16 protein-coding genes are annotated in these 14,068 nt (G+C 39.7%); 14 read left to right on the plus strand and 2 right to left on the minus strand.

Features of this window, described 5'->3' with window-relative positions:
* Positions 1-980 (minus strand): NAD(P)/FAD-dependent oxidoreductase (locus U0M88_RS07550; RefSeq protein ID WP_331869424.1); only part of this gene is annotated, 980 nt, incomplete at its 3' end.
* A gap of 300 nt (positions 981-1,280) precedes the next feature.
* On the opposite strand from U0M88_RS07550, the gene rnmV reads away from it, so the two are divergent.
* From rnmV to dusB, 12 genes are read left to right on the plus strand one after another with little or no spacing between them, the layout of a single operon-like run.
* Positions 1,281-1,805 carry a ribonuclease M5 gene (gene rnmV / locus U0M88_RS07555; protein ID WP_331869425.1) on the plus strand — a complete coding sequence of 175 codons (525 nt, stop codon included), beginning with the start codon at positions 1,281-1,283 and terminating at the stop codon, positions 1,803-1,805.
* A gap of 2 nt (positions 1,806-1,807) precedes the next feature.
* Positions 1,808-2,647, plus strand: coding sequence for a 16S rRNA (adenine(1518)-N(6)/adenine(1519)-N(6))-dimethyltransferase RsmA (gene rsmA / locus U0M88_RS07560; protein ID WP_331869426.1), 840 nt, complete (start codon positions 1,808-1,810; stop codon positions 2,645-2,647).
* The gene (gene ispE, locus U0M88_RS07565) at positions 2,644-3,474 is read left to right on the plus strand and encodes a 4-(cytidine 5'-diphospho)-2-C-methyl-D-erythritol kinase (RefSeq protein WP_331869427.1); all 831 of its coding nucleotides are present in this window, start codon (positions 2,644-2,646) and stop codon (positions 3,472-3,474) included. The genes rsmA and ispE overlap by 4 nt, the downstream gene beginning before the upstream one ends.
* Before the next feature lie 8 nt (positions 3,475-3,482).
* Positions 3,483-3,692, plus strand: a complete 210-nt coding sequence (locus U0M88_RS07570; RefSeq protein WP_022789935.1) for a DUF1146 domain-containing protein — start codon at positions 3,483-3,485, stop codon at positions 3,690-3,692.
* Positions 3,693-3,694: 2 nt separating this feature from the next.
* On the plus strand, positions 3,695-4,621 hold the full coding sequence (locus U0M88_RS07575) for a rod shape-determining protein (protein WP_331869428.1): 927 nt from the start codon (positions 3,695-3,697) through the stop codon (positions 4,619-4,621).
* Complete coding sequence (locus tag U0M88_RS07580; RefSeq protein ID WP_331869429.1) at positions 4,618-5,688, plus strand: MraY family glycosyltransferase; 1,071 nt, start codon at positions 4,618-4,620, stop codon at positions 5,686-5,688. The genes U0M88_RS07575 and U0M88_RS07580 overlap by 4 nt, the downstream gene beginning before the upstream one ends.
* Positions 5,689-5,732: 44 nt before the next feature.
* On the plus strand, positions 5,733-6,275 hold the full coding sequence (locus U0M88_RS07585) for a hypothetical protein (RefSeq protein ID WP_331869430.1): 543 nt from the start codon (positions 5,733-5,735) through the stop codon (positions 6,273-6,275).
* A gap of 12 nt (positions 6,276-6,287) precedes the next feature.
* Positions 6,288-7,451: a tRNA lysidine(34) synthetase TilS gene (tilS, locus tag U0M88_RS07590; RefSeq protein ID WP_331869431.1), complete on the plus strand. Its 1,164-nt coding sequence runs from the start codon at positions 6,288-6,290 to the stop codon at positions 7,449-7,451.
* Positions 7,452-7,477: 26 nt separating this feature from the next.
* Positions 7,478-8,020, plus strand: coding sequence for a hypoxanthine phosphoribosyltransferase (hpt, locus tag U0M88_RS07595; protein WP_442902243.1), 543 nt, complete (start codon positions 7,478-7,480; stop codon positions 8,018-8,020).
* Positions 8,021-8,035: 15 nt separating this feature from the next.
* Positions 8,036-9,985 (plus strand): ATP-dependent zinc metalloprotease FtsH, encoded by a 1,950-nt coding sequence (gene ftsH / locus U0M88_RS07600; RefSeq protein ID WP_442902244.1) that lies wholly within the window; start codon positions 8,036-8,038, stop codon positions 9,983-9,985.
* Between the two features lie 36 nt (positions 9,986-10,021).
* Positions 10,022-10,915, plus strand: coding sequence for an Hsp33 family molecular chaperone HslO (hslO, locus tag U0M88_RS07605; RefSeq protein ID WP_331869433.1), 894 nt, complete (start codon positions 10,022-10,024; stop codon positions 10,913-10,915).
* Positions 10,908-11,876, plus strand: a complete 969-nt coding sequence (gene dusB / locus U0M88_RS07610) for a tRNA dihydrouridine synthase DusB (protein ID WP_331869438.1) — start codon at positions 10,908-10,910, stop codon at positions 11,874-11,876. Before hslO ends, dusB begins: the two co-directional genes overlap by 8 nt.
* Positions 11,877-12,140: 264 nt before the next feature.
* Here dusB and U0M88_RS07615 read toward each other — a convergent pair whose 3' ends face one another.
* Positions 12,141-12,704, minus strand: coding sequence for a manganese efflux pump MntP (locus U0M88_RS07615; RefSeq protein ID WP_331869434.1), 564 nt, complete (start codon positions 12,702-12,704; stop codon positions 12,141-12,143).
* Between the two features lie 216 nt (positions 12,705-12,920).
* On the opposite strand from U0M88_RS07615, the gene U0M88_RS07620 reads away from it, so the two are divergent.
* Positions 12,921-13,439, plus strand: coding sequence for a GNAT family N-acetyltransferase (locus U0M88_RS07620; RefSeq protein ID WP_331869435.1), 519 nt, complete (start codon positions 12,921-12,923; stop codon positions 13,437-13,439).
* Positions 13,436-14,020 (plus strand): histidine phosphatase family protein, encoded by a 585-nt coding sequence (locus U0M88_RS07625; protein WP_331869436.1) that lies wholly within the window; start codon positions 13,436-13,438, stop codon positions 14,018-14,020. Before U0M88_RS07620 ends, U0M88_RS07625 begins: the two co-directional genes overlap by 4 nt.
* Positions 14,021-14,068: the final 48 nt, after the last annotated feature.

Consider the following 14,068-nt stretch of genomic DNA (forward strand, 5'->3'; position numbering starts at 1 on the left):
ATATTGGAAAGACGGGCAATCGATTCACCATACTGGTTGCTTTGGGAGAATGGCTCAGTAAAGTGGTTGGAAACCAACAGAGCAAAATTGGTGTTGTTGGTGTATTTTGCCGGATCTTCATAGCTGTGTCCATTTACAGTGACGATACCGTTAGTGTTTTCGTTAACCACGACACCATGAGGATTCATACAGAAAGTACGAACCATATCCTGGTACTTTTTGGATCGATACACAATCTTGGATTCATATAAAGAATCAGTCAGCTCGCTAAAGGTATCGGCTGCCAGTTCAACACGTACACCGATATCCACACGATTGCTTTCGGTCTTGATACCAAGGTTTGAGCAAACACTCTCCATCCATTTACTTCCGGAACGACCGGTCGAAATAATGCAGCGATGTCCCTGATATCGCTTTTGATTTTGACAAACGACTTCATATCCATTTTCTATTTTTTCAACGGTATCAACTGGTGTATAGAAATAGAAATCGACTTTTTCTTTTAGGATATCGTACAGATTTCCCAGCACAATATAGTTAATATCCGTACCTAAATGACGCACGTTTGCCTTTAAAAGATGCAGATTGTGCTGCAGACACTTCTTGGCGATTTCTGTATGTGTGTTGACATACAGCTTTGTCTGGGCACCGCCATATTCACAGTTGATCTGATCGACATATTCCATCAGTTCGATGGCTTGTTTATGTCCGACATAATTGAACAAGTCACCGCCGAATTCATTGGTGATGTTGTATTTTCCATCGCTGAAGGCACCAGCCCCTCCAAAGCCATTCATAATGGCACAAGTCTTACAGTGGATACAGGATTTGATCTTTTCTCCATCGATCGGACATTTTCTTTTTTCTAATGGTCCACCGGTTTCAAAGATTGCGATTTTAGCTTCCGGTTTTTCTTTGAGCAGTTCGTAGGCTGAGAAAATACCGCCGGGGCCTGCTCCAATAATAATTACATCATACATACGACACACTTCCTTTTTTTCAAACCTTGAGTATTATTCATGAAAACAAAAGAATTGTCAATATTTTGGTTTATAATCCTTTTCCTTATATAATAAGAAAGAACACATACTTTTCTTTTCATGTCTATATGTTTATTATACGGAATTTATCGCTGTAACAAAAGATGGAATATTTGAGTTCTTTATAAACCGTGCTATAATGGTTGTCGATTAAGGGGGTAAATAAAAGAGAAACGGCCGTCACCTGTTCAAACCCCGAACAAACCCCATTATGACGCTGCCTTCTCTTTTTTATTATCTATGAAACAAAAAATCAAGGAAATCATTGTTGTGGAAGGGAAAAATGATACAAATCGGCTTCAGTCTTATTTCGATTGTGATACGATTGAAACAGGTGGAGATCAACTTCAAAGGGAGACGATTGAAAGAATCAAAGAGGCACAGAAAAAAAGAGGTGTCATCATTTTTACCGATCCCGATCATCCGGGAGAACACATTCGAAGAATGATACAAGAGCATGTACCGGATTGTAAGCATGCGTTTATTGATAAAAATAAGGCAAGAACGACAAAGAAAGTTGGAGTAGAACATGCTTCGCAAAAAGACTTATGGGAATCTTTGTGCCATGTAGTGACTTTTGAACAGGGAGCCAACACCTTAAATTGGGAAGATTTTGTCGATCTGGGTTTGACAGGCTTAGCTGACAGTACGCAAAGAAGAGAGAAGATTTGTCAGAAGTTTCATATCGGGCCTTGTAATGCGAAGACGTGTTTTAAACGCTTGAATCAGATGAAAGTGACAAGAGAAGAAATTGAGGAAGAATGAGTATGCAGCCGATTGCGACAATCAAAAGGACAAAAGAAATTCAGGAAAGATATCAGGTCTTTACAAAGAAAAGCTATGGTCAAAATTTTATCATAGAGCCTAAGATTGTGGAAAAGATTGCGATGGCAGCTATAGAAGATCCTTCGGAACTAGTCTTTGAGATCGGGCCGGGTATTGGAGCCTTGACACAGTTTTTATGCCAAAGAGCCGATCGTGTTATCGCTTTGGAAATTGATGAAAGACTGCCGGAAATCTTAAAACGGGAAATTGATGGAAATCTGGAAATCATCTTACAGGATGTATTAAGTATAGATATTGATGAATTGATCGCATCTAAACGTAAGGATCATCAAAAAGTAGTTTTTGCCAGCAACTTGCCGTATTACATTACGACTCCTATTCTTTTTAAATTATTTGAAACCAAAGAGCCGATTGAACGGATTACCGTGATGATGCAAAAGGAAGTGGGCGCACGTTTTTTGGCTACCAATTGTGAAAGTGAATACAATGCGTTGAGTGTGATTACTCAATATCGCTGTGATGTAAAGAAGATCATGGATGTTTCACGCCATGTATTCTGGCCGAAGCCTAATGTGGATTCGATGGTTGTGCAGTTTACCTTTCATCATAAATATCATGTGGAAAATGAAGATTGCTTCTTTGAGATGGTTAAAGCTTGTTTTCAGCAGAGAAGAAAAACCATTTATAACAATTTAGGCCAGTGGTTAAAAGATAAGAAAAAAGCAGAGGAAGTGCTTGCTAAGGCGAGTATTCCTTTAAATACAAGAGCACAGCAGTTAAGTTTAGATGATTTTATTTTGTTGTATGAGGTGTTGGCATGAAAATAAAGGCACAGGCAAAAGTGAATCTTGCTTTAGATGTAGTGGGAATCATGGAAAACGGATATCATGAACTTGATATGATCATGGCACCGGTTTCCTTATATAATGAAATAGAAATCCATCCATCCCAACAAGATTTGATTACATGTGATACTATGATTCTTCCAAAAAATTCAACCATTCACAGAACCTTACAGGTCTTAAAAGAGAAAAAGCCGGATCTGTCTCATTATCAGATTCATGTGATCAAGCATATTCCCGATCAAGCCGGATTAGCCGGCAGCAGTGCTGATGCGGCTGCTGTATTTAAGGCTGTTTGTGCCATGGAAGGACTTTCTATGGAGTTGGATGAACAATTAAAGCTTGCGGCTCGTATTGGCGCTGACGTCCCTTTTTGTATGGTTAATCGATTTGCCAGAGTCAAAGGAATCGGAGAAAAAATCAAATGCATCACAACCGATTGGAAGTTGCCTTGCCTTTTAGTCAAACCATCGTTTGGTATATCGACCCCGCAGGCTTTTCAACTTTGGGAAACCGAAGATCCATTTTCTATGGATGTATCACAAATTCAGAAATGCATTGAACAAAAAGACTATAATTCTTTGATAAGGACGATGCAGAACGCTTTCGAAACACCGGCATTTATGTTGCAGCCATCTTTAAAGGAATTAAAGGAATCGATGGAAAAGTTTGACTTGGATCGCGTCATGATGACCGGTTCCGGTTCCTGTCTGATGGGCTTTTCATTCAATCAGGAACTTTTATTACAGACACAGAAATATTTTTCAAATCAAGGCTATTTCAGTCAGATCGTTACGATCGGTTAGGAGGAAGTATGGCCAATTCAATCGTAGAAATTATTTTATATATTGTGTGCTTTGTGTTGAGTTTTTATGCGATCAGTGCCGTGCAGTTCGATAAGTTCTGTCGTGTGAAACAGCCTGCGAAAGTGACATTATTGATGTTTTTATGTGCATTGGCTTTATCGTATCTTTGTACACAGGCCATATTAGCGTTGACGATCTATAACGGATTGGGTGTTTAAATATGTTTGAACGCTGGTTTTTATTAGATGCGGGTGCTTATGAATTGCGTTTGCATGATTGTTCCAAACATACCGATGCCAAAACAAGAACGATCGTTGCCGTAAAAAATAATCAGCCGTTATTCTATGGACAGGAGGCAATTTCCTGCATCTACCAGGATCCTTTGATGCAGATACGCTATCCAATCTGGGAAGATTCTGTGGATTCCATGATTCATTCTCTGATCGAAAACTGTATGAATGTCTTGCAGGCGGATCAATCTTTGTTGAAACCATGCATTTGGATGGCAGTTCCAAATTGGTATGATGAAGCCTACCGTACAAAATGGCAGCACATTCTATTAGATAGTGGTATCAAAAAAGTGAAGTCCATCACGAATATGGATTTACTGCAGACCAAAGAAGCTTGTTTTTTAATTCATGCCGGTCATTCTTATACGGAAATGGGAATTTATGTGAACGGAACTTGCCGATCATATAAGAAGATATTTTTTGCGGGAAGTCGTATGGATGAGCAGATCAAACGTATCGTTGCGACAAAAACTAACTGTCTGATTTCCAATGAAGATGCGATGGCGTTAAAAAAAGCGGCGAGCGATGCTTTTTGGAAAAATCAAAATGTGCGTCTTTCCTGTACAGCGCTGGATCGTTATCAACATATGCAAAGAATTTCCATCAGTGCCTGGGATCTGTGGCCGGGAATGGAAATGATAGAGCAGCAGATCGTACTTTGGGCCAAACAGTGTTTTAAGGAACAACCTTTGCAGATGAAAGAAGCACTGTTGAAAAATGGCTTCCTTTTAAGTGGAGGGCTGGCACATTGTTTTGGATTAAGACAGCTTTTGGAACAGGCGTTTGGTTGTACGATACTGCATACAAACACGCCGGAATATGATATCATCAATACGATGAAGGAGCTGAAGGGATGATCGATCTGCAGTGGATCTTGTTAGCGTTTATGGGTAGCTTGATCCTGACCCCACTTGTAAAAAAATATTCCGTTTTGGCTAAAGCCTACGCTAAGGAAAATGAAAGAACAGTACATCATGGTTTGATTTCCCGAATCGGTGGGGTGGCCATCTATCTTTCTTTTATCGTGGTTGCTTCTTTGTTTATTGAGGTGGATTCAACGATCAATGGTGTGATTCTTGGCGGAAGTATCATGTTTTTTGCGGGACTGGTTGATGATTTGATCGATTTAAAACCGCGTATGAAGCTTTTTCTGGAACTGATTGCCGCTATTGTTGCGATATATTTTGGGGTTCGTGTCGATATCATTCGACTTCCGTTTGGTATAACGATCGATATTGGTATCTTTTCCGTTCTGTTTACCTTGATCTGGATCATCGGCATCACAAATGCGGTTAATTTGATTGATGGTTTAGATGGACTTGCCGGTGGATTGTGCGTTATTGTGCTGATCATCATCGGCAGTATGGCTATCATCGAAAGACGTTTTGATATCATGTCTTTGGCTTTCATTCTTGCCGGCAGTATTTTAGGCTTTCTTGTATATAACTGCCATCCGGCCAGTATATTTATGGGGGACTGTGGCTCGTTATTCTTGGGATTCATGGTCTCCACTATATCGATCATGGGCTTTAAATCCAGCACGATCATGACACTTGCCTTGCCGGTACTGATATTGATGGTTCCCATTATTGACACACTGTCTGCCATTTTGCGCAGAACCTTAAAAGGACAACGCTTTATGCAGGCTGATAAAAGCCATCTTCATCATCTTTTGATGCGGCAGTTTGGCCATCGCAATACAGTAATTATCCTATGTGGGGTGACTTCTTTGTTCGGCGTCAGCGCTTTTGTTTATATGATCAATCGAACGATCGGATTCTTTGTGATGCTTGCCATCCTGTTTGGAGTGGAACTCTTTATTGAAAAATCATCAATGATCTCTAACCATTATCATCCCATTCTAAGTGTGGGCCATTGGATACAGGTACAGGGGATACGTTTAAAAAATAAGCGAAAAAAATAGAGATGTGTCATTTTTTGGTCACATCTTTTTGTTTTGATTAGAATATGAAACCGAAAGAATGGCTTAAACAAAAAGAATATGGCATCTCTGCCTGCGCCCTAAAACAATTGATTCAGCAGGCAAAAAAAGAGGAAATGGAAATGTTGAAGGCATTAAATCCGAATGAAGTGTATGATTATATGATTTCCAAGTTGAATTTTTGTCAAAGAAAACAGGCGTATAACTATAAAGAAATTCTGCCGCAGATACGAATTCGTAAAGGCGATATTTGTTTTATTGATTTTGGCCAGGCCTATCTAATGGAGATTGGTTATCAGCATTTTGGATTGATTCTTGCGTTTAAACACCATAAAGCGTTTGTAGTGCCGATGACAGGAAAACCGATTCGTAAAATGAAAAGCCATCTTTTCACATTGGGAGAGATTCCGGGGCTTTACAAAGAATCGTGTCTCTTTTTAAATGATGCCAAATGGATCAATACCGCACGCATTATTGATGTTAAAGGACATATCGATCCAAAGGGTAAACAGTTTCAACAAATTTTAAAATGCGTATGCGAATGCATTGGAGCATTTCAAAAAGGATGATAAAATAATTGCATGGTTCAATATCAAGGAATAGTGGCTTGTTCAGGCGGCCCTGACAGCATGGCTTTGTTGGCAAAGCTGTGTGATAAAAAAGTCATTGTGGCACATGTCAATTATCATAAAAGAGATACTGCAGATCGCGATGAACAGATCGTTCGCAGTTTTTGTGATCAACATCATCTTCCTTTGTTTGTATATGCGCCCAAGCAAGAGAAAGCTGGTAACTTTCAATCTTGGGCAAGGCAGGTGCGTTATGATTTTTTTGTCGATCTGGCTTTGAAATATCACATTGATACAATTTATGTTGCGCATCAAAAAGATGATCTGTTGGAAACCTATTTCTTTCAGAAACAACGGCATATGCTTTGTGAAACTTATGGCTTGAAAGCCGAAAGTATGTATAAAGGAATACGTATTTGCCGTCCCTTGCTTGGCCTCAGTAAAAAAGAATGTATGCAGTATTGTTTGGACCATGGGATTCCTTTTGGAATCGATGAATCGAACTTAAAGGATGATTATACCCGTAATCAAATTCGTCATTCCTTGGTAGATACACTCTCTGAAGACCAAAAAGAGGAATGGCTTCATACGATCGAAAAAGAAAATAGAGAATGGAATAAAAAAAGAGAACAGATTTCTTTATTTTTGGATACTTGGGATCGAAGTGTGGATTCTTTGCCGGATTGGTTATTTTTGGAAGAATGGCTCTTTCGATGCACACAAAAAAGGTTTTCCAAAAGGGAATGTATGGATTTGATGAAGCAGCTGCAAAGTGATACTTTGATCGATCTGGGTGATTACGATCTGGAAAGCTATCATAAAAAGCTGTATCTTCAAAAGAAAAAAAATCCGGTTTTCATTCAATTGACTTCTTTGAAATATGGTCAATATGAAGGCTTTTCTATTGAAAAAACGGGAAGGAAAATCGAAGGGATTACACTCTATCCAAAGGACTTTCCCCTGACCATTCGCAATGTGCAGGCCGGCGATAAGATCGAAATGGTCTGGGGAACCAAAAAGATCCATCGTATCTTCATCGATAGAAAGATTCCAAGGATTTTTCGAAAAAATTGGCTGGTTGTAGAAAACAGTAAGAAAAGAATCATTTTTGTACCAAAAATAGGCTGTGATGTCCAACATTTTAGTGTTAAACCGAATGCTTTTATGATACAATGAAACTCGTATCTTAAGGAGATTATGTTATGATCAGTAAGGATATTCAAAAAGTTTTGATTAGTGAAGATCAAATTGAAGAACGCTGCGAAGAACTCGCAAAGGAAATTGTAAATGATTATAATGCGAAAGGAGAAATTCCGATCATCGTTGGATTGTTAAAAGGAAGTGTGCCGTTTATGGCAGAGTTGATCAAACGATTCACATTTGCCTGTGAAATCGACTTTATGTCTGTCAGCTCTTATGATGGTACTGAATCAATCGGAGATGTGCGCATTGACAAAGATATGGACCTTTCTTGTAAAGGACGTCCTGTCTTGATCGTAGAAGATATCGTTGATACAGGGCGAACTTTAAAAGAGGTCAAAAAGCTGCTTTTGCGAAAAGGGGCCAAGGATGTTAAAGTTGTCAGTCTGTTAGATAAGCCGGAGCGTAGAGTTGTGGATATCGAAGCAGAATATACAGGCTTCCCTATACCAAATGAATTCGTAGTGGGCTATGGTTTAGACTACAATCAGAAATATCGGAATTTACCTTACATAGGAATACTGAAACCTGAAGTTTACCAGTAACCAAGGAGGATGCCCATGAAAAAATGGATCAATTATTTGCCTACGTTGTTTGTGATCATGATCGTCTTGTCTCTGTTCTTTTACAGTTCACAAGGATCTACACGGACAATGAATTATACACAATTTGAGAAAATAGCGGAAGATGCGGATTTTGGTGACAGCCGTGTTTCCATTTCCTCTAACATCATCCATGTAAATGGAACCTATTCTCGTCATGATGAAAAAATATCTTACAGTGTGATCATTCCTTATTCAGAATCCAATATGGAATGGTTGAATGAAACATTGACGGATGATGGTGGAGAAATTACGGTAGAAGATCCAAACCAATCCAGTATTTGGATCACATTGTTGTCCAATATACTACCGTTAGTGATTATAGGAGTCTTTTTCTATATCATGTTTGCCAAAATGGGCGGTGGCGGCAGCAACAAAGCATTTGAGTTTGCCAAATCCAAAGCCCGTGTGGAGTCGAATGTAAAGACGCGTTTTAAAGATGTGGCAGGATGCGAAGAAGAAAAAGAAGAAGTAAAAGAAATTATAGATTATCTGAAAAACCCGAAGAAGTTTACCGATATGGGAGCGCATATCCCGAAAGGAATCTTGATGGTAGGTCCGCCGGGAACCGGAAAAACGCTGCTTGCCAAAGCGGTAGCCGGTGAAGCTAACGTACCATTCTTCTCGATTTCCGGATCTGACTTTGTCGAAATGTTTGTCGGTACGGGTGCCAGCCGTGTCCGTGATATGTTTAAGAATGCGCAGAAGAGCGCACCATGTATCGTGTTTATCGATGAAATTGATGCCGTAGGGCGTCAGCGTGGAGCCGGTATGGGCGGCGGAAATGATGAGCGTGAACAGACATTGAACCAATTATTGGTAGAAATGGATGGTATGACCGATAATATCGGTATCGTTGTGATTGCGGCAACCAACCGTCCGGATGTACTTGACCCGGCTTTGTTGCGAAGCGGACGTTTTGATAGACGTGTAACTGTTAACTTACCGGATGTAAAAGGCCGTAAGGAAATTTTGGAGGTACATGCCCGAAACAAGAAACTTTCTACTGATGTTTCACTGGAAAATCTGGCGAAAAGAACACCGGGATTTTCCGGGGCCGATCTCGCCAATGTGTTAAATGAAGGTGCCATTCTGGCGGTGCGTAAAAAAGAAAAACAAATCACGATGAATGATTTGGATGAAGCGATTGACCGTGTAATGATGGGGCCGGCCAAAAAGAGCAAGAAATATACAGAAAAAGATAAGATGCTGGTATCGTATCATGAAGCCGGACATGCGGTAATCGGCTTGAAGGTGGAAGATGCCGATATGGTACAAAAAGTTACGATCATTCCACGTGGCGAAGCCGGTGGATATAACTTAATGACACCGCGTGAGGAAAAATACTTCCATCGTAAAAGTGAGTTCATTGCGCGTATTACCGGTCTTTTAGGTGGCCGTACAGCCGAAGAGCTAGTCTTTGGTGAAGTGAGCGCCGGTGCTGTGAACGATATTGAGCAGTTGACAAAGATTGCGAAAAACATGGTTCGTGTTTACGGTATGTCTTCTCTGGGGCCGATTCAGTATGCCGATCCACAGGGCAATGTTTTCTTAGGACGTGATTATACGCAGGGAAGCTCTTACTCGGATGGAGTTGCCGATGAAATCGATAAAGAAGTACGTGCCATCGTTGATGAGTGTCATACACAGTGTCGAAAGATCTTAACGGAAAATCGTGATCTTTTAGACCTGATCGCGAAAAACTTGTTTGAACATGAAACATTGACGAATGAAGAAATCAACAATTTGATGAATTATGGTACTCTGGATAATCCGGAAACAAAAACTGAAGCACCGGAAACACCAGAAGAAACAAGCGGGCAGGAAGTTCCGCCATTACCAAGACAGGGAGTCGAACAAAAAGATTTGGATGATGCCCTGAATGAATTGACAAAAAAGAAAAGTTAAGGCGTTTTGAACGTCTTTTCTTTTGGAGGAAAGAAAATGAAAGATACTTTATGTAAAGCTTTAGTTTGTCAGGACCATATTCGCCTTTATATGGTGAGAAGTACCGATTTGGTGCAGGAGGCAAGAGATCGTTTTGATTTGTATCCTTGTGCATGTGCTGCATTGGGAAGAGTTTTATCTGTAGGTTCTTTAATGGGAAGCATGTTGAAGGACGAAAAAGAGATGTTGACAATTTCAATCAATGGACACGGCCCGATCGGCTCCTTGATTGTGGATGCTTATCATGACGGAAGTGTACGTGGCTTTTGTTCCAACCCACATGTAGATACAGAATTCAAGGAAAGTGGAAAGCTGGATGTTGGAGCAGTTGTCGGGAAAGAAGGTACATTAACGGTAACAAAAGATTTAAGTATGCAGGAAAACTTTTCCGGGACCGTTGAACTTGTCAGCGGAGAAATCGGAGAAGACTTTGCGTATTACTTTACGAAAAGTGAACAGACACCTACGGCGGTCAGTGTTGGCGTTCTAGTGGATCCCAGCGGTAATGTTGTCAGTGCCGGCGCTTTGATTTTGCAGGTATTACCGGATGCGACAGATACAGATATATCCATTTGCGAACATGTTTTGGAAGGCTTAAAACCAATGAGTACATTGATGAAGGAATACGATGATTCCTGCCTGGAACAGTTGGCCAAAGATATGTTTGAAGATGCTCATGTTTTATCAGTGCAGGAGGTTTCTTTTTCCTGCCCATGTTCCAAAGAACGTATGGAAAGAGCGCTGTCCACACTGCATGAAAAGGACTTAAAGGCAATGATAGAGGAAGATCATGGAGCAAAAGTGACCTGTAATTTCTGTAATGAGCGTTATGAATTTACCGAACAGGAATTACAGAGCATTTTGGATAAAAGACATGAAAAAAATGTTTGATATAGGAAAGGTTCACATTGAAAATCCGGTCGTGGTTGCTCCGCTTGCCGGTGTCAGCAATATTGCGTTTCGAAGAATATCAAAACGATTCGGAGCAGGACTTGTCTGTAATGAAATGGTCAGTGACAAAGCTCTGTATTATGCCTCGAAAAAAACTTTTGAAATGTGCCAGTGTGATTCCCATGAACATCCTGTCAGTTTTCAGTTTTTTGGTCATGATATGGATACCGTAGTATATGCGGCAAAATTTCTGGATACGCAGACAGATTGCGATATCATTGATTTTAATATGGGCTGTCCGGTCAATAAAGTGATCAAAGCGAAAGCCGGAAGCTATTTAATGAAAGATATTGAATATGCAAAAGAATTGATGGCAAAAGTTGTACAGAGCGTATCAAAACCGGTGACCGTAAAGATGCGTATTGGTTTTGATAAAGATCATATCAATTGTGTAGAATTGGCCAGGGCCATGGAGGAAGTCGGCGTTCAAGCCATTGCAGTACATGGTCGAACACGCTCTCAAATGTATGAAGGAAAAGCAGACTGGTCTTATATCAAAGCGGTAAAAGATGCGGTTTCGATACCTGTCATCGGCAATGGGGATGTACGAAGTGTGGAAGATTTTCATCACATGATGAATGAAACGGGATGCGATGGTGTCATGATCGGACGAGGCATTATCGGAAATCCATTCTTGATTCAGGAATGCGTGGATTCTTTAACCGGACAAAAACATGAGTTTTCAATCGAAGATCGCATTCAAATTTGTCTAGATCATGCACAAGGACTGGTAGATACCAAAGGAGAGTCTATTGCGATTCGTGAGATGAGAGGATTAGCTTCCTGGTATTTAAAGGGTTTACCCAATGCCAGAGAATTTAAAAACCTTTGTTCCGGTATGCAGACCATGGAGGATCTCAAACAAATCTTACATGAATATAAGACAAAAGCAGCGGTGTAATGCCGTTATTTTTTCTGTTTTTATGCTATTACCATATTACTGTGTCTCCGGAAACGACAGCAATCATATATAGAAGAAACCATGGATTTATTAGAAGTTGAAGCATCTTTATGACCCTCTATTTTAAAATCTGTACGGAATAGATGAAAGTACGTAGAATGAACTTTGTCATCTATCGTTTCTGAAAGGGAGTGATCATTGATAAATCAGTATGTTATAACGAAAAAAACAGAGAATCATAGCTTTTATGACTCTCTGTCTTTTTTAGAAGAATAAATGTTCAATAAGAATTTTAAAGCCGAGGAAAATCAACATGCATCCACCAAGATATTCAGCGTATTTTTGAAAAATAGAACCGACTTTTTTTCCTATGAGGACACAACAGAAAGATAAAATAAAAGTGATGACACCAATCCACAAAGCAGCCCATAGGATAGGGACTTGTAAAAAGGCAAAACTTACACCGACAGCCAAAGCATCAATGCTGGTGGCAATCGCCAATAATAAAACGGTTTTAAAAGGAATGGAATGAAGAATTTCACATTCTTCTTTTGCTTCATGTCCTTCTTTGATCATATTGGTACCGATGATGCCTAATAAGACAAAAGCAATCCAGTGATCGATCTTGGATATAAATATGGAAAATTGACTGCCGGCAAAGTAGCCGATACAAGGCATGATGCCTTGAAAAATACCGAAGGCTAAAGCTAGAATAAAAGCATATTGTAAAAGACTCTTTTTTGGCAATGCCATACCTTTGGCTAAAGAGACCGCACTTGCATCCATGGCCAGAGAAACAGCGGTTAAAAGTAAAGTAAAAGTATCCATAATTCCTCCCAAAAAGAAACGAGACCTATGCGAAAAATCGCATAAGTCTCGTTTTTTACAGTAAACCAGATCACCAGATCAATATGTTGATTTACTCACTTACCTATTTGTAAGATAACTACTCCCTTACGTATGTTTCATTCTAACAAAGACTGATAAAAACTGCAATTTCATACGGTTAGTATCCACTAATATAATTTGTGATACAATAAGTACATGGAAACAAAAAGATGTTTATTAAGACACTGGAAGATTGAGGATGCTTCGCAATTGTATGACTTGGCAAAGGATCCGGATATCGGACCGAGAGCGGGATGGTTACCTCATAAAAGTGTAGAAGAATCAAAAGAAATTATTAAAAATGTATTTGCTTTTCCGGAAACATATGCCATAGTTCTAAAAGAAACAAATAAGATCATTGGATGTATTTCGCTGATGTTTCAGGGACAGGCGAATGTGAAACTGCACGATAAAGAGGCGGAACTTGGATATTGGATCGGCAAAGCGTATTGGGGACAAGGAATTGTACCGGAAGTGGCAGCTGCTTTATTGTCTTATGGTTTTCAGAAATTAGAACTTACGCGCATCTTCTGTGGCTACTATAGTGAAAACAAGCAAAGCCAAAGAGTTCAGGAGAAGTTTGGGTTCCGTTATCAATATACGATAAAAGATAAAATGGTTCTGGGAACAAAAAGACAAGAAATAGTCAATGTTTTGGAAAGGAGCAGTGCATGAAGCTATATATTGTTCGACATGGTCAAACCTGGTTTAATGTAATAGGCCGTATTCAAGGATGGTGTGATTCTCCTTTAACAGAAAAGGGAAGAGAGCAGGCAAAGAAACTGCGCTTATTTTTTGATACAGTTTCCTTGTCTGCCGGATATTATTCGGGTAGTGAAAGAGCAGGAGATACATTAGAACTTATACTTCATGATCGAAATATTCCCATTAAAAAGGATAAACGTTTCAAAGAAGTGTTTTTTGGGGACTATGAGGCAGAATATACAAGACATATTTTCCCGGACGGAATCGTAAGACCGGAAGTGTTCTATGAACATGGGGGAGAAAATCGTCATGATGCGGCTGCGCGATTTTTGATCGCTTGTAAAGAGCTTGCAAAGAAAGAAGCCGGAGATGTTTTAATTGTCAGTCATGGCTCAATCATTCGACAATTCTTAGAGGAAAATTCAGAAGAGTTTCGACAGCTCGCAGTTTCTAAAAATTTGACAAAAGCACTGGTTCCCAATTGCTCTGTCAGTATTGTCAAGATAGAAAATGAGACAATCGATGTTATACAATTGCCTACCGTTTATTAGTGGAGGGAGAAATCCAATGTCATTAAGTTAAGACAACTATAACTATAC

It is taken from the genome of Faecalicoccus sp. (assembly GCF_036552745.1).
In the GTDB taxonomy this organism is placed as follows: domain Bacteria; phylum Bacillota_I; class Bacilli_A; order Erysipelotrichales; family Erysipelotrichaceae; genus Faecalicoccus.